Raw genomic sequence first — 19,897 nt, forward strand, 5'->3', positions numbered from 1 at the left:
CGTTTTGCCGTGTGGCTCACAGATTCAGGCTGCGGCAAAGCGAACATATGATCTAAATTTTGATAAGAGTTCAAATATGGCTGAGAAACGCGTTGCCGAAGAGGGACGATTTGCCGGACTGGCACTGACGGAAGAGGAACTGGTGGCGCGCGTGGCGTGGTGCTACTACCACGACGGCCTGACGCAGAACGATATCGGCGAACGGCTGGGTTTACCGCGGCTCAAGATTTCACGGCTGCTGGAAAAGGGCCGTCAGTCGGGGGTGATCCGCGTGCAGATCAACTCCCGCTACGAAGGCTGTCTGGCGCTGGAGACCGCGCTCCAGCAGCGTTTCGGCCTGAAGCTGGTGCGCGTCCTGCCCGCCCTGAATACCCCGGCGATGAGCGTGCGCTTAGGAATTGGCGCCGCGCAGTCGTTAATGGGCGTGCTGGAGCCGGGGCAACTGCTGGCGGTGGGCTTTGGTGAAACCACCATGAGCTGCATTCAGCACTTAAGCGGCTTTATCAGCTCCCAGCAGGTGCGGCTGGTGACCCTCTCCGGCGGCGTTGGGCCCTATATGACCGGCATTGGCCAGCTGGATGCCGCCTGCAGCGTCAGCATGATCCCCGCCCCGCTGCGGGTCTCCTCCGCAGAGGTGGCCGGGATCCTGAAGCGGGAAACCAGCGTGCGGGATGTGATCCTCGCCGCCACCGCCGCCGACGCCGCCGTGGTCGGCATTGGCGCCGTAAACCAGCGCCGGGATGCCACCATCTTGCGCTCCGGCTACATCAGCGAAGGGGAACAGCTGATGTTTGCCCGCAAAGGGGCGGTGGGCGACATCCTGGGCTATTTCCTCAATGCCGAGGGAGAGCGGGTATCGGATCTGGAGATCCACCGTGAATTACTGGGCGTCACCCTCGATGAACTGGCGCAGTTGCCCACCATCGTTGGCGTCGCCGGAGGAGAAGAGAAAGCCGATGCGATTTATGCCGCACTGAAGGGTCGCCGTATCAATGGCCTGGTGACGGAAGAGACGACAGCCCGCGCGGTGCTGGCTCTGGCCGGATAAGAGTCGCCCTGCGCCTGACACGAGGCAAGCTCATGAGTTACCTTTTAGCGTTAGATGCAGGGACAGGCAGCGTTCGCGCCGTGGTGTTTGATCTCCGGGGCAACCAGATAGCCGTCGGCCAGGCCGAATGGAAACACCTGAGCGTGGAGAACGTCCCCGGCTCGATGGAGTTCGACCTCGACACCAACTGGCGGCTGGCCTGCCAGTGTATTCACCAGGCGCTTGAGCGGGCGCACCTGAGCGCGGCGGATATCCAGTCCGTCGCCTGCTGCTCGATGCGCGAGGGGATTGTCCTCTACGACCGCAACGGCGACGCCATCTGGGCCTGCGCCAACGTCGATGCCCGCGCCAGCCGCGAAGTGGCCGAACTCAAAGAGATCCACGATTACCGCTTTGAATCCGAAGTGTATGACGTCTCCGGCCAGACCCTGGCCCTGAGCGCCATGCCGCGCCTGCTGTGGCTGGCGCACCATCGCCCGGATATCTACCGCAAAGCGGCCACTATCACCATGATCAGCGACTGGCTGGCGGCGAAGCTCTCCGGCGAACTGGCCGTTGACCCGTCTAACGCTGGCACCACCGGCATGTTAGATCTCTTTTCCCGCGACTGGCGGCCCGCGCTGCTGGACATGGCCGGGCTACGGGCCGATATCCTCTCGCCGGTCAAAGAGACGGGGAGCGTGCTGGGCGCCGTCACCCACCAGGCGGCGGCGCAGTCGGGCCTGCGGGAAGGCACGCCGGTGGTGATGGGCGGCGGCGATGTGCAGCTGGGCTGTCTGGGGCTGGGGGTGGTCCGCGCCGGGCAAACCGCGGTGCTGGGCGGCACCTTCTGGCAGCAGGTGGTCAACCTGCCGCAGGTGCGCACCGATCCGCAGATGAACATCCGCGTGAACCCGCACGTCATTCCGGGTATGGCCCAGGCGGAGTCGATCAGCTTCTTCACCGGGCTGACCATGCGCTGGTTCCGCGACGCCTTCTGCGCCGAAGAGAAGCTGATTGCCGAACGCATGGGAATGGACACCTACGCCCTGATGGAAGAGATGGCCAGCCGGGTACCGGCGGGCTCCCACGGGGTGATGCCGATCTTCTCCGACGCCATGCATTTTAAGCAGTGGTATCACGCTGCGCCGTCGTTTATTAACCTCTCCATCGACCCGGAAAAATGCAATAAGGCTACCCTGTTCCGCGCCCTGGAGGAGAATGCAGCAATTGTCTCCGCCTGCAACCTGGCGCAGATTTCGCAGTTCTCCGGCGTCACCTTTGATAGCCTGGTGTTTGCCGGCGGCGGCGCGAAAGGGGCGCTGTGGAGCCAGATCTTAAGCGACGTTACCGGCCTGCCGGTGCGGGTGCCGGAGGTAAAAGAAGCCACCGCGCTGGGCTGCGCCATCGCCGCCGGGAGCGGCGCCGGGCTGTATGATGATATGGCTGCCACGGGCGAGTCGCTGGTGAAATGGAGCCGGGAATTTACCCCCAATCCGGCACACCGGGCGTTGTACGACGGCATGATGCAGAAGTGGCAGGCGGTCTATGCTGACCAGCTCGGGCTGGTGGACAGCGGGCTGACCACCTCCATGTGGCAGGCACCGGGGCTGGTGCGCGCAACGGCGCCGTAAAAACGCCGGATGGCGCTGCGCTTATCCGGCCTACGGTTTTGTAGCCCCGGTAAGCGCAGCGCCACCGGGGAAGTTCTTTGAGATCTATCACAATCATTCGATCCCGCTTTTACCTTTCTTCTGCCGCTGGCTAAATTAGTAACTCATCCGACCACATAACAATAATTTTACACTGGAAGAGACTATGAGCTGCTACCCGTCGCTATTCGCCCCCCTCGATCTGGGATTCACCACCCTGAAAAACCGCGTGTTAATGGGCTCGATGCATACCGGGCTGGAGGAGCGGCCGGACGGTGCTGAGCGGCTGGCCGCGTTCTATGCCGAGCGCGCCCGTCACGGGGTGGCGCTCATCGTTACTGGCGGTGTGGCCCCTGCGCCATCCGGAGTGGCGATGGAGGGCGGCGCGGTGCTGAACGATGCGGCACAGCTGCCCCATCACCGGATCGTGACCGATGCCGTCCACCAGGAAGGCGGTAAAATCGCTCTGCAAATTCTGCATACCGGGCGCTACAGCTATCAGCCAAACCCGGTGGCCCCGTCGGCGATCCAGGCCCCGATCAACCGCTTTAAGCCGCAAGCGCTGACCCACGACGAGATCCTGACCCTGATCGATGACTTCGCCCGCTGTGCGGCGCTGGCCCGCGAGGCGGGCTACGACGGCGTGGAGGTGATGGGCTCCGAAGGCTATCTGATTAACGAATTCCTCGCTGCACGCACCAACCAGCGCGAGGACGAATGGGGCGGCGACTATGCCCGCCGGATGCGCTTTGCCGTGGAGGTGGTGCGCGCCGTGCGCGAGCGCGCCGGAAGCGACTTTATTATTATCTTCCGCCTGTCGATGCTCGACCTGGTGGAGGGCGGCGGCACCTTCGAGGAAACCGTCCAGCTGGCCCAGGCCATAGAGGCGGCGGGCGCGACCATCATCAACACCGGGATCGGCTGGCACGAAGCACGCATTCCGACCATCGCCACCCCGGTGCCGCGCGCGGCGTTTAGCTGGGTGACCCGCACGCTGAAAGGCAAGGTGTCGATCCCGCTGGTGACCACCAACCGCATTAACGATCCGCAAGTCGCAGACGATCTGCTGGCGAATGGCGATGCCGATATGGTGTCGATGGCGCGGCCCTTCCTCGCCGATGCGGAGATCCTCTCCAAAGCGCAAAGCGGCCGTGCGGATGAGATCAACACCTGTATCGGCTGCAACCAGGCCTGTCTGGATCAGATCTTCGTCGGCAAAGTCACCTCCTGCCTGGTGAATCCGCGCGCCTGTCACGAAACCCGTATGCCTATCGTTCCGGCCATCAACAAAAAGCGGCTGGCGGTGGTGGGCGCAGGTCCCGCGGGGCTGGCGTTTGCGGTGAATGCCGCCGCACGCGGGCACAGCGTGACGCTGTTCGACGCGGCCCAGGAAATTGGCGGGCAGTTTAATATCGCCAAACAGATCCCCGGCAAAGAGGAGTTCTACGAGACGCTGCGCTACTACCGCCGGATGATCGAGGTTACCGGCGTGGATCTGCGGCTCAACCAGTGGGTGACCGCGGACGATCTCGCCGACTTTGACGAGACGATCCTCGCCAGCGGGATCGCCCCGCGTCTGCCTACGATCGAGGGCATCGATCATCCGAAAGTGCTGAGCTACCTCGAGGTGCTACGCGACAAAGCGCCGGTGGGGGATCAGGTGGCAATTATCGGCTGCGGCGGGATCGGCTTTGATACCGCCATGTATCTGAGCCAGACGGGCGAGGCCACCAGCCAGAATATCACGGAATTCTGCGCAGAATGGGGCATCGACACCAGCCTGAATCAGGTGGGGGGCTTGCGTCCGGAAGGGCCACAGCTGCCAAAAAGCCCGCGCCAGATTGTGATGCTGCAACGCAAGGCCAGCAAACCTGGCGAAGGGCTGGGGAAAACCACCGGCTGGATCCATCGCGCCACCCTCCTCGCCCGCGGCGTGAAGATGATCCCGGCGGTGAGTTATCAGAAGATCGACGACGACGGGCTGCATGTGCTGATCGGCGGTGAACCGCAGTTGCTGCCCGTCGATCATGTCATTTTGTGTGCCGGACAGGAGCCGAAGCGCGATCTGGCCGAGCCGCTGCGTGAGGCGGGCAGAACGGTGCATCTGATTGGCGGGTGTGATGTGGCGATGGAGCTGGATGCCCGGCGGGCGATTGCCCAGGGGACGAAGCTGGCTCTGGAGATTTAGGCATTGCCGGGCGGCGCTACGCTTGCACTGGCCTACGGGTTCGGTGCCATTGTAGGCCCGGTAAGCGTAGCGCCACCGGGCATCAGACCGCACACGACGTAGGCCGGGCTAGCGAAGCGCCGCCCGGCACAACCATCTTAACGACGACGACCTAACTTGACCGCTTTCAGCACCACGAACTTGTTGTTTGTCGCAATGGTGGTGCAGTTACCGAAGATTTTCTTCAGCTTGTGGAAGTAATCCAGGTGGCGGTTGGCGACGATGTAGAGCTCCCCGTTGATTTTCAGGCAGCGGCGCGCGTGGTGGAACATCTCCCAGGCGACGTTATCGGTCAGGGCATGTTTCTGATGGAACGGCGGGTTGCAGAACACGGCGTTGAAGCGGAACGGCTCCACGCCCGACAGCGCGTTGTTGATCATAAACTCGCAGCGCTCCAGCGCCTCCGGCATGTTGGTCTCCACGTTGAGACGGCTGGAGGCTACGGCCATCGGCGATTCGTCGCTGAAGACCACGCTCGCTTCCGGGTTCTTCGCCAGCAGGGTCAGGCCGATCACCCCGTTACCGCAGCCAAGATCGACGATCTCCCCTTCCAGGTTTTCCGGCAGATGCTCGATAAAGAAACGCGCCCCGATATCCAGCCCGGTACGGGAGAAGACGTTGGCGTGGTTGTGGATGGTCCAGTCGGTGCCTTCCAGCTTCCAGCTCAGGGTCTCTGGCGCGTCGGCCAGTTCCGGTGCGCTGAAGGTACAGTTGATGAGGCGCGCTTTTTTCCAGGCAAGCGTAGTGGTGGTTGGCCCCAGCACTTTCTCGAACAGTTCCAGCGTAGAGGTATGGATATCACGCGCTTTGGCACCGGCAATAATGCGCGTCTCTGGCGTCACCACCTTGCGCAGCGCACGGAGCTGCTGCTCCAGCAGTGCCATTGTTTTAGGCACTTTGATCAATACCACGCCCGGCGCCTGCGGGTAATCCGCGGTGCTGTCGAGGAATTTCACGCTGCCTTCGTCGAGTTCGTTATGGCGCAGGTTTTCCCGCGTCGCCAGCTCGCTTATGTACGAATCACCGATGCTGTAAGGGGTGTGTTCGGCCAGGGCGCAAGCCAGGGCGCCGAAAGCATCATTCAGGATCAGAACCGGGCCGCTGATTTCGGTATCATCCAACTGTTGCAGCAGATAGTCATCCGCCGCTTCCCACGCCTGCAGCGGGTTAACGTCGTCCGTTTCCGGAAAACGTTTTAAGTCGAGTGAACGGAAACCGTTGTCTAAGTGGCTCATCGGCCCTCCTGAGTGGTAAAATTTCGGCGTTATCCCTGAAAAGGGTGCGTGAGTATACCCGTTTTCACACTGATGTGGGCTTTTGATGAACCAACTTCCTTATCTCCAGGGCTACCCGGAGCATTTACTTTCTCAGGTTCGTAGCCTGATTACCGAGCAGAAGCTGGGCGCGGTGCTGGAAAAACGCTATCCGGACACCCACGATGTCGCCACCGATAAAGCGCTCTGGCAGTATACGCAGGATCTCAAAAGCCGTTACCTGAAGAGCGCCCCGCCGATCAATAAGGTGATGTACGACAACAAGATCCACGTCCTGAAGAACGCGCTGGGTCTGCATACCGCCATCTCCCGCGTGCAGGGCGGCAAGCTGAAGGCCAAAGCCGAAATCCGCGTGGCGACCGTGTTTCGCAACGCGCCGGAGGCGTTCCTGCGCATGATCGTGGTGCATGAGTTGGCGCACCTGAAAGAGAAGGAGCACGATAAAGCCTTCTATTCCCTCTGCTGCCACATGGAGCCGCAGTACCATCAGCTGGAGTTTGATACCCGGCTGTGGCTGACGCATCTATCGTTAAAGAGTAATGCGGATTAGCGCACGCGATTTGTCATGATGACGTGCTACAGTGGCTAAAGGTTCCCTGCTACGGAGTACGTAAACGTTTATGATACGTTTCGCAGTCATTGGGACGAACTGGATCACCCGTCAGTTCGTCGATGCCGCCCATGAGACCGGCAAATATAAACTTACCGCAGTCTATTCCCGCAGCCTTGAACAGGCCCAGACCTTTGCGAACGACTACCTCGTCGAACATCTCTTTACCTCGCTGGAGGAGATGGCGCAAAGCGATGCGATTGACGCGGTTTATATTGCCAGCCCCAACTCTCTGCACTTCCCGCAGACGAAGCTGTTCCTCAGCCATAAAAAACATGTGATTTGCGAGAAGCCGCTGGCCTCTAATATCGGTGAGGTTGAAGCCGCTATTGCCCTTGCGCGGGAAAACCAGGTGGTGCTGTTCGAAGCCTTCAAAACCGCCAGCCTGCCGAATTTCCTGCTGCTGCAGCAGTCGCTGTCGAAAGTGGGCCGCATCCGCAAAGCCTTTATCAACTACTGCCAGTACTCGTCGCGCTACCAGCGCTACCTGGACGGCGAGAATCCGAACACCTTTAATCCGCAGTTCTCCAACGGCTCGATTATGGATATCGGTTTCTACTGCCTGGCCTCGGCGGTGGCGCTGTGGGGCGAGCCGCACCGGGTGCAGGCGACCGCCAGCCTGCTGGAAAGCGGCGTGGATGCCCACGGCCTGGTGGTGCTGGATTATGGCGATTTCAGCGTGACGCTGCAGCACTCCAAAGTGAGTGACTCGGTGCTGCCAAGCGAGATCCAGGGCGAAAACGGCGCGCTGGTGATCGAGAAGATCTCTGAGTGCCAGAAGCTGAGCTACGTCCCGCGCGGCGGCAAGCCTCAGGAACTGACGCAGCCTCAGCATATCAACACTATGCTGTATGAGGCAGAGGTGTTTGCGCGTCTGGTCGAAACCCAGGAAGTTAACCATCCGGGCCTTGCGGTGAGCCGTACCACGGCGAAGCTGCAAACTGAGATCCGTCGCCAGACGGGGGTGGTTTTCCCGGCTGACGGCCTTAACGCAGAAGTTACCGCGTAAAGCTGTGTAATGAATTCGTGCAGGCCATTGACGAAACCAATGGCCTGACATATTTTGTTACCTGCAAAGGGGAGTAACTTCCTGGTCGGTGGATCGTCATTACGATGCGTGTAATACCGCATCCGGTCGCCGGGCAACGAAAAAGGAATACGTGAGCGTATTCCTTTCTTGTTGTAAGTGAGACCTTGCCGGAAGGCGAGGTCTATGCACAAAAAACGCAACGGCTATCGTCTTCTGACGTTAGCCGTTTTTTTTTGTGGAAGGAAAATTGTATGAATACTGTCGGTACTCCGCTGATGTGGGGAGGATTCGCCATAGTTGTGGTCATCATGCTGGCGATCGATCTCTTTTTGCAGGGTCGGCGCGGCGCGCATGGCATGACCATGAAGCAGGCGGCCGCCTGGTCGCTGGTGTGGGTCACGCTCTCGCTGCTCTTCTGTGCCGCCTTCTGGTGGTATCTCTCCATTACGCAAGGCCGCGCGGTGGCCGATCCCCAGGCGCTGGCGTTCCTCACTGGCTATCTGATTGAAAAAGCCCTGGCGGTGGACAACGTCTTTGTCTGGCTGATGCTGTTCAGCTATTTCGCGGTGCCTGCAGCCTTGCAGCGTCGGGTGCTGGTGTATGGCGTGCTGGGCGCGATCGTGTTGCGTACCATCATGATCTTCGCCGGTAGCTGGCTCATTACCCAGTTCGAATGGCTGCTGTACGTTTTCGGCGCCTTCCTGCTCTTTACCGGCGTGAAGATGGCGCTGGCGAAGGAAGATGAAACCGGTATTGGCGAGAAGCCGCTGGTGCGCTGGCTGCGTGGTCATATGCGTATGACCGACACCATCGAAAGCGAGCACTTCTTCGTGCGTAAAAACGGCCTGCTGTTTGCCACGCCGCTGCTGCTGGTGCTGATCATGGTGGAACTGAGCGATGTGATTTTCGCGGTCGACAGTATTCCGGCCATCTTCGCGGTGACCACTGACCCGTTCATCGTGCTGACCTCAAACCTCTTTGCGATCCTCGGCCTGCGTGCGATGTACTTCCTGCTGGCGGGCGTGGCGGAGCGCTTCTCAATGCTGAAGTATGGTCTGTCGGTGATCCTGGTCTTTATCGGCATTAAGATGTTGATTGTCGATTTCTATCACATCCCGATCGCCATCTCGCTGGGCGTGGTGTTTGGCATCCTGGTTGTGACCCTGCTTATCAACGCCTGGGTGAACCACCAGAACGATAAGAAGCGGCAGATCCAGTAAGGGGATTGTGCGGTCTGGTGCCCGGCGGCGCGACGCTTGCCGGGCCTACGGTTTTGTAGGCCGGGTAAGCGCAGCGCCACCCGGCATGACAACACACAGAGGAGTAAAACGCGCCACCCGGCAAAAATGTAACCAGACAGTTAAAAAACATGACGCAGTACGTAAATTCCAGCATTTTGCTCTTCCCAGACTTCGCGCATTCAATATACTCATCCTGACAAACACACACCTCTAACCGGAATATAAGTGCCTGAGAGCATCTCCGGGACGGAACGCAATCTCACTGAAGGAATTTTTATGACCATGCAATCCCCGGGTTTGCTCGCGCGTCTGGCGCAGGGCAGCCTTGTTAAACAAATACTGGTAGGCCTGGTGCTGGGTATTTTACTGGCACTGGTTTCCAAACCGGCGGCAATTGCCACCGGCCTGCTCGGCACCCTGTTCGTTGGCGCGTTAAAAGCCGTCGCCCCAGTCCTGGTACTGATGCTGGTTATGGCCTCCATTGCCAACCACCAGAAAGGACAGAAAACCAACATTCGCCCGATTTTGTTCCTTTATCTGCTGGGCACCTTCTCTGCCGCGCTGACGGCGGTCATTTTTAGCTTCGTGTTCCCGTCCACGCTGCACCTCACCTCTGCAGCGGGCGATATCACTCCGCCATCGGGCATCGTGGAAGTGCTTCGCGGCCTGCTGATGAGCATGGTCTCTAACCCGATTGACGCGCTGCTGAATGCTAACTACATCGGCATTCTGGTATGGGCCGTCGGGCTGGGCTTCGCCCTGCGCCACAGTAACGAGACCACCAAAAACCTGGTTAACGATATGTCCAACGCGGTGACCTTTATGGTGAAGATCGTTATCCGCTTTGCGCCGATCGGTATCTTCGGCCTGGTCTCCTCCACGCTGGCGACAACCGGCTTTGAAACCCTGTGGGGCTATGCGCAACTGCTGGTCGTGCTGGTTGGCTGCATGCTGCTGGTGGCGCTGGTCATCAACCCGCTGCTGGTGTTCTGGCAGATCCGCCGTAACCCGTATCCGCTGGTGCTGACCTGCCTGCGTGAGAGCGGCGTCTACGCTTTCTTTACCCGCAGCTCCGCGGCAAACATTCCGGTTAACATGGCCCTGGCCGAGAAGCTGAACCTGGATCGGGATACCTATTCCGTCTCTATCCCGCTGGGTGCGACGGTGAACATGGCAGGTGCGGCGATCACCATCACCGTGCTGACCCTGGCTGCCGTGCATACCCTGGGCGTGCCGGTCGACCTGTTAACCGCGCTGCTGCTGAGCGTTGTGGCGTCGCTGTGCGCCTGTGGTGCATCGGGTGTGGCGGGCGGTTCTCTGCTGCTGATCCCGCTGGCCTGCAACATGTTCGGTATTCCGAATGAAGTGGCGATGCAGGTTGTGGCTGTGGGCTTTATCATTGGCGTGCTGCAGGACTCCTGCGAAACCGCGCTGAACTCCTCCACCGACGTGCTGTTTACCGCTGCGGCGTGTCAGGCTGAAGATGCGCGTCTGGCTAAGAACGCTTTACGTAGTTAATAAAAAAGCCCGGTGGCGGCTACGCCTTACCGGGCCTGATTTTGGTTCGTAGGTCGGGTAAGCGTTAGCGCCACCCGACACCACACCTACAGCGTCACACCACTCTTGAAGATCGCCAGCTCGCGGAAGTCGTTTTTCTCGTTGCAGGCCTGTTTGCCATTGGCGATATCCACAATCACATCCACGAATTCCGTTAACAGCTGCGGCATCGCTTTGCCGTGGATCAGCTGACCGGCATCGAAATCGATCCAGTGCTTTTTCTTCGCTGCCAGCTCGCTGTTGGTGGCAATTTTCACCGTTGGCACAAAACCGCCGTACGGGGTGCCGCGACCGGTGCTGAACAGCACCATATGGCAGCCTGCCCCCGCCAGGGCGCTGGTTGCAACGGCATCGTTACCCGGCGCGCTTAGCAGGTTCAGACCTGGCGTGCTCAACCGCTCGCCGTAGCGCAGGACGTCCACCACCTGGCTGGCACCCGCTTTCTGGGTACAGCCGAGGGATTTCTCTTCCAGCGTGGTGATCCCGCCCGCCTTGTTACCCGGGGATGGGTTCTCGTAAATCGGCTGGTTGTGGGCGATAAAGTACTGCTTGAAGTCGTTGACCATGGTGACGGTCTTTTCAAACGTCGCTTCGTCGCGGCAATGGCTCATCAGGATCCGCTCGGCGCCGAACATCTCAGGCACTTCGGTCAGCACGGTAGTGCCGCCGTTGCTGATGACATAATCAGAGAACTGACCCAGCATCGGGTTAGCGGTAATGCCGGACAGCCCATCCGAGCCGCCGCACTCCAGACCAAACTTCAGCTCGCTCAGCTTGCCTGGCTCACGCTTATCATGGCGCATCGCCTCATAGAGCTCATGCAGATGCTCCAGACCGGCTTCCACTTCATCTTCCTGATGCTGGCACACCATAAAGTGAACGCGGGCAGGGTCGAAATCCCCCAGCGTTTCACGGAAGGCATCCACCTGGTTGTTTTCACAACCGAGGCCAATCACCAGCACCGCCCCGGCGTTCGGGTGGCGGACCATGTTTTGCAGCATGGTGCGGGTGTTGATGTGGTCGTCACCCAGCTGGGAACAGCCGTAGGTGTGGCTGAACAGGAAGACGCCGTCGGTGCCTTCCGCCTGGTTAGTCTCTTTCAGGAAGCGGCTCTGGATCTGACGGGCGATGCCGTTGACGCAGCCGACGGTGGGCAGGATCCACAGTTCATTGCGGATCCCCACCTCACCGCTGGCGCGGCGGTAGATCTGAACGTCACGATCTGCCGCCTGGCGGCTCTCAGCCAGCAACTCAGGTTGATAGCTGTACTCATCCAGATCGCTCAGATTGGTGCGCATATTGTGGGAGTGAATAAATTCACCCGCCGCGATATCCGCCAGGGCATGGCCGATAGGCAGACCGTATTTGATAACGTTCTCCCCTTTGGCAATCGGCTGCAGGGCAAACTTGTGCCCGCGCGCCAGATCCTGGCGCAGGGTGACGGTCTGGTTGTCAAACGTCACTTCCAGGCCTTCGCTCAGGTCGGCCAGCGCGACCGCAACGTTATCCAGCGAATGGATTTTGATGTATTGCATATCAACCTCAGACGGCCTTAGTTCAGTTCAATAGCGAAGTAGTCGCGCGCATTGTTAAAGCAGATGTTTCTCACCATTTCGCCCAGCAGCTGGATATCGGCCGGCGCTTCGCCTGCGGTGACCCAACGGCCAATCATCTGGCACAGAATGCGGCGGAAATATTCATGGCGAGTATAAGAAAGGAAGCTGCGGCTGTCGGTCAGCATGCCAACAAAGCGGCTCAGCAGACCGAGCTGCGCCAGTTGGGTCATCTGACGCTCCATGCCATCTTTCTGGTCGTTGAACCACCAGCCGGAACCGAACTGCATTTTGCCCGGCATCCCTTCGCCCTGGAAGTTACCGATCATGGTGCCCAGCACTTCGTTATCGCGTGGGTTCAGGCAGTAGAGAATGGTTTTTGGCAGCAGGTTCTCTTCGTTCTGTTTGCTCAGCAGTTTCGACAGCTCTTCCGCCAGCGGGCGGTCGTTGATGGAGTCGAAACCGACATCGGCGCCCAGCAGTTTGAACTGACGCAGGTTGTTGTTGCGCAGCGCGCCAATGTGGTACTGCTGCACCCAGCCGCGACGGGCATATTCTGCCGCCAGCCAGACCAGCACTGCGGTTTTGAACTGCGCCACTTCATGCTCGCTCAGGGTTTCACCCGCCAGGCGGCGCGCCAGGATGCTGTCCAGCTCGGCTTCGTTCGCCTCAGCAAACAGCACCACGTCCAGCGCATGGTCAGACACTTTACAGCCGTGAGCCGCGAAGTGATCCAGACGCTTCGTCAGCGCGGTCTGCAGATCGCCGAAACGGCGGATCTCGGTATCAGAGACTTCACTCAGCTTCGCCATGTAGTCGGCAAAGGTCGCCTGCTCAATGTTGAACGCTTTATCCGGGCGCCAGCTTGGCAGCACTTTCACGTCAAACGAGCTGTCTTTCGCGACAACGGCGTGATGCTCCAGAGAGTCAATCGGATCGTCGGTGGTACCGACCATCTTCACGTTCATCTGCTTCATGATGCCGCGGGCAGAGAATTTATCCTGGGCCAGCAGCTCATTACATTCGTTCCAGATCTCATCCGCGGTAGACGGAGAGAGCAGCTTGCCGGTGATCCCGAACGGACGGCGCAGCTCCAGATGGGTCCAGTGGTAGAGCGGGTTACCAATGGTGTGCGGCACGGTCGCGGCCCAGGCATCGAATTTTTCACGGTCAGACGCATCGCCGGTACAGAGGCGTTCAGCCACCCCGTTGGTACGCATGGCGCGCCACTTGTAGTGGTCGCCTTTCAGCCAGATGTCATACAGGTTTTTAAAACGGTAATCTTCGGCAACCTGCTGCGGCGGAAGGTGGCAGTGGTAGTCGAAAATCGGCTGGTCTTTCGCGTAATCATGGTACAGGCGGCGGGCAAATTCGGTATCTAACAGAAAATCTTCAGTCATAAACGGAGTCATGTCGTCATCCTCTTAACGGGCACGTCAGAAAACAGCAATGTTCAGATGCTGCAAAGTTATCACACCAATTTCCAGAGGCCGATGATTTTTTCGTGAGTTAGATCAATAAACGTCGACAAATAATCTACGCCCAAAGGAGTAAACACCGCTCAACACTGCGCCAGCTCTGGCCTGACGCAACCTCGACATTACCCTTACAATTATTGACACATTTGTGATGTCACTCACCTTTTAAAGTTGTATGACAAGTTATCGTTCTGCCGTCGCAAATTATAAGCCGACGGAATGCATTACCGGTGCCACAGGCGTCGGACTCAGCGGTAAGGATACCGAATTATGCACGTTACTTATGGCAAGGTTCGGGCCGTACCGGGAGCATTCCCGGTTACGCCCTCCCGTTGAAAACATCTCACGCAATGCATAGAGATGCCCGTACTCCGGTGCGGCAATAACATAACGATGAGGTTTTACATGCGTAAAATTAAAGGGTTACGTTGGTACATGATCGCACTGGTGACGCTCGGCACCGTGCTGGGCTACCTGACGCGTAATACCATAGCGGCGGCTGCGCCAACGCTAATGGAAGAGTTGCATATCTCCACGCAACAATACTCCTATATTATCGCGGCCTATTCCGCGGCTTATACCATCATGCAGCCGGTAGCAGGCTACGTGCTGGATATTCTGGGTACGAAAGTTGGCTATGCCGTATTCGCCGTCACCTGGGCCATCTTCTGCGGCGCAACCGCGCTGGCAGGCAGCTGGGGTGGTCTGGCGCTGGCCCGTGGCGCGGTAGGTGCTGCGGAAGCGGCGATGATCCCTGCAGGTCTGAAAGCGGCGTCCGAGTGGTTCCCGGCGAAAGAGCGTTCCATCGCGGTGGGCTACTTCAACGTGGGTTCCTCTATCGGCGCGATGATTGCTCCGCCGCTGGTGGTGTGGGCTATCGTGATGCACAGCTGGCAGCTGGCGTTTATTCTCTCCGGCGTGCTGAGCTTCGCCTGGGCGATGTCCTGGCTGATCTTCTACAAACACCCGCGCGATCAGAAGAAGCTCTCTGATGAAGAACGCGACTACATCATCGGCGGCCAGGAGTCCCAGCACCAGACCAATAACGGCAAGAAGATGTCTGTCCTGCAGATCCTGGCTACCCGTCAGTTCTGGGGTATCGCTCTGCCGCGCTTCCTGGCTGAGCCTGCATGGGGGACGTTCAACGCCTGGATCCCGCTGTTCATGTTTAAAGTTTACGGCTTTAACCTGAAAGAGATCGCCATGTTCGCCTGGATGCCAATGCTGTTCGCAGACCTGGGCTGTATCGTCGGGGGTTACCTGCCACCGCTGTTCCAGCGCTGGTTTGGTGTAAACCTGATTGTCTCCCGTAAGATGGTTGTGACCATGGGTGCCTTGCTGATGATTGGCCCAGGGATGATTGGTCTGTTCACCAGCCCGTATGTCGCGATTGCGCTGCTGTGCGTCGGGGGCTTTGCTCACCAGTCTCTCTCCGGAGCGCTGATCACCCTCTCTTCTGACGTCTTCGGTCGTAATGAAGTGGCGACCGCTAACGGCCTGACCGGGATGGCAGCCTGGACCGCCAGCACCCTGTTCGCCCTGGTGGTCGGTGCGCTGGCTGACACCATCGGCTTTAGCCCGCTGTTCGCAGTACTGGCTGTCTTCGACCTGCTGGGTGCGGTGCTTATCTGGACGGTGCTGAAAAGCAAGTCCGCAGAGGAGCTGTTGCAAGAGTCCGTTGGAAGGCCCGCGACTCAGAGCTAGATTTATTGCCGGGTGACGCCTCGCTTACCCGGCCTACTAAACCGCCAGGGCGCGCAAGCGAAGTGCGACCTGGTATATAAAAGCCGCTCCCGAGCGGCTTTTTTGCGGGTCAAATCTGGAGAGAAAGGGGTAAAAGTGGTATAACAAATCATTAGCCATACCCTGCCTGGAGCGCATATGGAAATCAACGAACCCCGTCGTCTTTATCAGCAACTTGCTGCCGAACTGAAATCGCGCATCGAGCAAGGCGTTTATCTGGTAGGCGACAAATTACCTGCCGAGCGTTTTATCGCTGATGAGAAGAGCGTAAGCCGCACCGTGGTTCGTGAAGCCATCATCATGCTGGAAGTGGAAGGCTATGTTGAAGTGCGTAAAGGTTCCGGCATTCATGTCATCTCCAGCCAGCCAAAACACTCCCCGGCCCCGGAAGAAAATCTGGAATTTGCCAATTACGGTCCCTTTGAGCTGCTCCAGGCTCGTCAGCTTATTGAGAGTAATATCGCCGAGTTTGCGGCGACGCAGGTGACCAAGCAGGACATCATGAAGCTGATGGAGATCCAGGATAACGCGCGCAAAGAAAAATGCTTCCGCGACTCTGAGTGGGACCTGCAGTTTCATGTCCAGGTGGCGCTGGCGACGCAAAACACCGCACTTGCGGCAATCGTCGAAAAAATGTGGACTCAGCGCGTTCATAACCCCTACTGGAAAAAACTGCACGATCACATCGATTCCCGCACCGTGGATAACTGGTGTGACGATCATGACCAAATCCTTAAGGCGCTGATTCGTAAAGACCCGCATGCGGCAAAAGTGGCGATGTGGCAGCATCTCGAAAACACCAAACAGATGTTGTTCAATGAAACCAGTGACGACTTCGAATTTAACGCTGACCGCTATCTTTTTGCTGAGAATCCGGTGGTTCACCTCGATAGCGCTGTAAGTCACGCAAAATAGTTTTCTTCACGCATCGGCAGGCGCTTCGCTGCGCCTTCCGGCCACGGTGGGTAAGTAAACATATATAGTGTCAGCCTTTGTAAATAGCCTCGCGTCTCCTCCCTGGGTTAAGACAAAATCTATCTGCGGTACATGCAAATACTGTGACGGATCCCATTGGCGTTTGTTACAATTAGATGCAATTTGCCGTTTAGCTTGTTAGTTAGTGCTTGCTTACTTAGCCATTTAACAGGGAACAGTTTGGCCACACACTGTGTCCGCGAGCGACCATAATGAAATTATAAAAAATGTCGCCGTGCTGTTTGACCCGGTTGACAGGTGCGTCGTTAACCGCTTTCCAGGAACACTGAATGGAACTTTTGACCCAACTACTTAATGCCTTATGGGCTCAGGATTTCGAAACGCTGGCCAATCCGTCCATGATTGGCATGCTCTATTTTGTCCTGTTTATGATTCTGTTTCTTGAAAACGGTCTCCTCCCTGCCGCTTTCCTGCCTGGCGATAGTCTGCTGGTGCTGGTGGGTGTGCTGTGCGCAAAAGGGGCAATGCAATTTCCGCAAACCGTCCTGCTGCTGACCATTGCCGCCAGCCTCGGCTGCTGGTTGAGCTATATCCAGGGGCGATGGCTTGGCAATACGCGTATCGTGCAAAACTGGCTATCGCACCTGCCGGCGCACTATCATCAGCGGGCGCATCACCTGTTCCACAAGCACGGGCTTTCCGCGCTGCTGGTGGGCCGCTTTATCGCCTTTGTCCGCACCCTGCTGCCAACCATTGCCGGTCTGTCTGGTCTTAGCAGCACGCGCTTTCAGTTCTTTAACTGGATGAGTGGCTTGCTGTGGGTGCTGATCCTTACTACGCTGGGTTATCTGCTCGGCAAAACGCCGGTGTTCCTGAAATATGAAGATCAGCTGATGTCCTGCCTGATGCTGCTGCCGGTCGTGCTGCTGGTGTTCGGGCTGATTGGTTCGCTGGTGGTTCTCTGGAAGAAAAAACATGGAAGTCAGGGCTAACGACATGGCCAATCCTAACGCGTCAATGCGCCGTCTCTCTTACGCCATGGTCGCGCTGGTGATGTTCAGCGCCCTGCTGCTGGCCTGGGCGGCGCTGCAAAAACAGGAATCGACGCTGGCGATCCGCGCGGTCAATCAGGGCGTCAGCATGCCGGATGGTTTCTCCATCTGGCATCACCTGGATGCCAATGGCATTCAGTTCAAAAGTATTACCCCGCAGAAAGATGTGCTGCTGATCACCTTCGACTCCAGCGTACAGAGCGCTGCCGCGAAGAAGGTGCTCGATCGCAGCCTGCCGCATGGCTATATCATTGCTCAACAGGATAATGACAATCAGGCGGTGGTCTGGCTGACCCGTCTGCGTGATACATCACGTCTGTTAGGCTAAATTTCCACTATTCTGAATCTTTTCACTTACTTTGGTGATATCCCCGTTTACTTACTATGCTTAAGTACGCGGAGCACCTCTCACACGTACTCCGCACGACTCTGGAATTCGACATTTCCGCAGGTTACGTCGAAAACAATGGAAGGTTTCAACAATGAATTACCGCATCGCCCTGGGCCTCGCCCTTTTTTCTTTGAGCACAGCTTCGTTCGCTTCGTCTCTTTGTCAGGAGAAGGAACAGGATATTCAACGCGAGATCAGTTACGCTGAAAAGCATAACAATCAGAGCAGAATCAACGGATTGAATAAAGCGCTGAGCGAAGTGAAAGCGAACTGTTCCGATGACAAGTTGCGCGCCGATCACCAGCGCAAGATTGCCGAACAGAAAGAAGAAATTGCTGAACGCCGCCGGGATCTGGCGGAGGCAAAGGAGAAAGGCGATGCAGACAAAGTTGCCAAACGTGAGCAGAAACTGCAAGAAGCGCAGAACGAACTGAAAGCGCTGGAGTCTCGCGATTACTGATTTAACGGACATCGTAACAGGAGAGAATCATGTCAAAAGATACCACGTCAGACCATTTACGCGCTGAACTGAAGTCCCTGGCGGATACCCTGGAAGAGGTACTGAGCTCCTCTGGCAATAAGTCGAAAGAAGAGCTGAGCAAACTGCGTAATAAAGCGGAGCAGGCCCTGCACGAAAGCCGCTATCGTCTGGGCGAAACCAGCGATGCACTGGCGAAACAGACCCGTGAGGCCGCCGCGCGCGCTGATGAGTATGTGCGTGAGAATCCGTGGGCCGGCGTAGGTATCGGTGCTGCGGTTGGCGTTGTCATCGGCATGCTGCTTACGCGACGTTAATTATGGAAGATTCACGTCAACCACAAGGGCCCGCAAAAAACGTTCTCGGTATCGGACAGCGGATTTTGACTACTCTCGTCGGCATCGCAGAGACGCGTATCCGGCTGGCAGTGGTCGAACTGGAAGAAGAGAAAGCGAATCTCTTCCAACTGCTACTGATGCTGGGGTTGACCATGCTCTTCGCCGCCTTTGGCCTGATGAGCCTGATGGTATTGATTATCTGGGCAGTCGATCCGCAGTATCGTCTTAATGTGATGATTGGCACCACCGTGGTGCTACTGCTTGCTGCTCTGATAGGGGGAATATGGACGATGCGCAAAGTGCGCCAGTCTACCCTGCTACATCATACCCGTAAGGAACTCGCCAACGACCGGTCACTGCTGGAGGATGACAAAAAGTGAGCAGAAGCCGAGCGGAACGTGAGCGAGAAAAGGCATTTTTGCTGAGCCAGATCCAGCAGCAACGGCTGGATCTGTCGGCTGGCAGCCGCGACTGGCTGGAAGCCACGCACAGCTATGACCGCGGGTGGAATATGTTTCTGAACCTGCGGGCGTGGGCGCTGATAGGGAGCAGCATTCTGGCGGTGAGGGCCGTGCGTCATCCGAATATGCTGATCCGCTGGGCGCGCCGCGGTCTGGGCATCTGGAGCGCGTGGAAGATGATTAAAACCACCCTTACCCAGCAGCAGCTCCGCAAACAAGAAACCCGCTGACGTCTACCCTGCCTCACCCTGTAAAGCGCCTCCTGGCGCTTTACTTTTATCCTTTCCCTCCCTTCACATTACTCAATATCTTTGAAGAAGATTGACAGTTTTCCTTGCTAACAATCCCCATTCGCCCCGTTTATGATTCTCTCCATCGACAGCGAGACCGCGGCATCCGCCCGATTTTGCACAACAAATAGTATTTACAGCCCAAGTGGTTCCCTGGAGAGTAAGATGAAAAAATTAGAAGATGTTGGTGTACTGGTAGCGCGCGTTCTGATGCCAATCCTGTTTATTACCGCAGGCTGGAGCAAAATCGGGGGTTATGCCGGCACGCAACAGTATATGGAAGCGATGGGCGTTCCGGGGTTCCTGCTGCCGCTGACCATTCTGCTTGAACTGGGGGGTGGCCTGGCCATTCTGTTCGGTTTCCTGACCCGGACTACCGCACTGTTCACCGCAGGCTTCACCCTGCTGACCGCGTTCCTGTTCCACAGCAACTTTGCGGAAGGGGTGAACTCGCTGATGTTCATGAAAAACCTGACTATCGCAGGCGGTTACCTGCTGCTGGCTATCACCGGCCCGGGCGCATACAGCATCGACCGCGTCCTGAATAAGAAGTGGTAAG

At 57.7% G+C, this 19,897-nt stretch carries 19 protein-coding genes; 16 read left to right on the forward strand and 3 right to left on the reverse strand.

Annotated elements, in window-relative coordinates:
• Positions 1-76: 76 nt before the first annotated feature.
• The 3 genes from lsrR to FHC51_RS02515 all read left to right on the forward strand — a co-directional run bounded on the left by lsrR (position 77) and on the right by FHC51_RS02515 (position 4,867).
• Positions 77-1,048, forward strand: a complete 972-nt coding sequence (lsrR, locus tag FHC51_RS02505; RefSeq protein ID WP_103177114.1) for a transcriptional regulator LsrR — start codon at positions 77-79, stop codon at positions 1,046-1,048.
• Between the two features lie 32 nt (positions 1,049-1,080).
• Positions 1,081-2,661, forward strand: coding sequence for an autoinducer-2 kinase (gene lsrK / locus FHC51_RS02510; RefSeq protein WP_220434847.1), 1,581 nt, complete (start codon positions 1,081-1,083; stop codon positions 2,659-2,661).
• A 184-nt stretch (positions 2,662-2,845) separates the two neighbouring features.
• Entirely contained in the window at positions 2,846-4,867 is a 2,022-nt protein-coding gene (locus tag FHC51_RS02515; protein ID WP_220434848.1) for an NADPH-dependent 2,4-dienoyl-CoA reductase, read from the forward strand.
• Between the two features lie 137 nt (positions 4,868-5,004).
• On the opposite strand, the gene rlmG is transcribed toward FHC51_RS02515, so the two are convergent.
• Positions 5,005-6,141 (reverse strand): 23S rRNA (guanine(1835)-N(2))-methyltransferase RlmG, encoded by a 1,137-nt coding sequence (rlmG, locus tag FHC51_RS02520; RefSeq protein WP_220434849.1) that lies wholly within the window; start codon positions 6,139-6,141, stop codon positions 5,005-5,007.
• An 85-nt stretch (positions 6,142-6,226) separates the two neighbouring features.
• On the opposite strand from rlmG, the gene FHC51_RS02525 reads away from it, so the two are divergent.
• The 4 genes from FHC51_RS02525 to sstT all read left to right on the forward strand — a co-directional run bounded on the left by FHC51_RS02525 (position 6,227) and on the right by sstT (position 10,579).
• On the forward strand, positions 6,227-6,730 hold the full coding sequence (locus FHC51_RS02525) for a YgjP-like metallopeptidase domain-containing protein (RefSeq protein WP_220434850.1): 504 nt from the start codon (positions 6,227-6,229) through the stop codon (positions 6,728-6,730).
• A 70-nt stretch (positions 6,731-6,800) separates the two neighbouring features.
• Complete coding sequence (locus FHC51_RS02530; protein ID WP_220434851.1) at positions 6,801-7,799, forward strand: Gfo/Idh/MocA family protein; 999 nt, start codon at positions 6,801-6,803, stop codon at positions 7,797-7,799.
• A gap of 272 nt (positions 7,800-8,071) precedes the next feature.
• Positions 8,072-9,040 carry a TerC family protein gene (locus FHC51_RS02535; protein ID WP_103824885.1) on the forward strand — a complete coding sequence of 323 codons (969 nt, stop codon included), beginning with the start codon at positions 8,072-8,074 and terminating at the stop codon, positions 9,038-9,040.
• A gap of 297 nt (positions 9,041-9,337) precedes the next feature.
• Entirely contained in the window at positions 9,338-10,579 is a 1,242-nt protein-coding gene (sstT, locus tag FHC51_RS02540) for a serine/threonine transporter SstT (protein ID WP_220434852.1), read from the forward strand.
• Positions 10,580-10,665: 86 nt separating this feature from the next.
• Here sstT and FHC51_RS02545 read toward each other — a convergent pair whose 3' ends face one another.
• The gene (locus tag FHC51_RS02545) at positions 10,666-12,153 is read right to left on the reverse strand and encodes a UxaA family hydrolase (RefSeq protein WP_220434853.1); all 1,488 of its coding nucleotides are present in this window, start codon (positions 12,151-12,153) and stop codon (positions 10,666-10,668) included.
• A 17-nt stretch (positions 12,154-12,170) separates the two neighbouring features.
• Positions 12,171-13,583 carry a glucuronate isomerase gene (gene uxaC / locus FHC51_RS02550; RefSeq protein WP_220434854.1) on the reverse strand — a complete coding sequence of 471 codons (1,413 nt, stop codon included), beginning with the start codon at positions 13,581-13,583 and terminating at the stop codon, positions 12,171-12,173.
• A 471-nt stretch (positions 13,584-14,054) separates the two neighbouring features.
• Here uxaC and FHC51_RS02555 point away from each other — a divergent pair, with 471 nt between their 5' ends.
• The 9 genes from FHC51_RS02555 to FHC51_RS02595 all read left to right on the forward strand — a co-directional run bounded on the left by FHC51_RS02555 (position 14,055) and on the right by FHC51_RS02595 (position 19,896).
• Positions 14,055-15,353 carry an MFS transporter gene (locus tag FHC51_RS02555; RefSeq protein WP_220434855.1) on the forward strand — a complete coding sequence of 433 codons (1,299 nt, stop codon included), beginning with the start codon at positions 14,055-14,057 and terminating at the stop codon, positions 15,351-15,353.
• Between the two features lie 177 nt (positions 15,354-15,530).
• Entirely contained in the window at positions 15,531-16,307 is a 777-nt protein-coding gene (gene exuR / locus FHC51_RS02560; protein WP_103824890.1) for a transcriptional regulator ExuR, read from the forward strand.
• Positions 16,308-16,657: 350 nt separating this feature from the next.
• Positions 16,658-17,320, forward strand: a complete 663-nt coding sequence (yqjA, locus tag FHC51_RS02565) for a DedA family general envelope maintenance protein YqjA (protein ID WP_059307126.1) — start codon at positions 16,658-16,660, stop codon at positions 17,318-17,320.
• Between the two features lie 4 nt (positions 17,321-17,324).
• Positions 17,325-17,708, forward strand: coding sequence for an EnvZ/OmpR regulon moderator MzrA (gene mzrA, locus FHC51_RS02570; protein ID WP_103180990.1), 384 nt, complete (start codon positions 17,325-17,327; stop codon positions 17,706-17,708).
• Between the two features lie 154 nt (positions 17,709-17,862).
• On the forward strand, positions 17,863-18,231 hold the full coding sequence (locus FHC51_RS02575; protein WP_103824891.1) for a DUF1090 domain-containing protein: 369 nt from the start codon (positions 17,863-17,865) through the stop codon (positions 18,229-18,231).
• 29 nt (positions 18,232-18,260) lie between these two features.
• On the forward strand, positions 18,261-18,566 hold the full coding sequence (locus FHC51_RS02580) for a YqjD family protein (protein ID WP_103177129.1): 306 nt from the start codon (positions 18,261-18,263) through the stop codon (positions 18,564-18,566).
• A 2-nt stretch (positions 18,567-18,568) separates the two neighbouring features.
• Positions 18,569-18,967: a phage holin family protein gene (locus FHC51_RS02585; protein ID WP_103177130.1), complete on the forward strand. Its 399-nt coding sequence runs from the start codon at positions 18,569-18,571 to the stop codon at positions 18,965-18,967.
• Positions 18,964-19,278 (forward strand): YqjK-like family protein, encoded by a 315-nt coding sequence (locus FHC51_RS02590; protein WP_103177131.1) that lies wholly within the window; start codon positions 18,964-18,966, stop codon positions 19,276-19,278. The genes FHC51_RS02585 and FHC51_RS02590 overlap by 4 nt, the downstream gene beginning before the upstream one ends.
• A 225-nt stretch (positions 19,279-19,503) precedes the next feature.
• A complete protein-coding gene (locus FHC51_RS02595; RefSeq protein WP_168194671.1) occupies positions 19,504-19,896 on the forward strand; it encodes a DoxX family protein in 393 nt (130 codons plus the stop codon).
• Position 19,897 lies beyond the last annotated feature (1 nt).

This window comes from Leclercia sp. EC_58, assembly GCF_019584355.1.
GTDB lineage: Bacteria > Pseudomonadota > Gammaproteobacteria > Enterobacterales > Enterobacteriaceae > Enterobacter.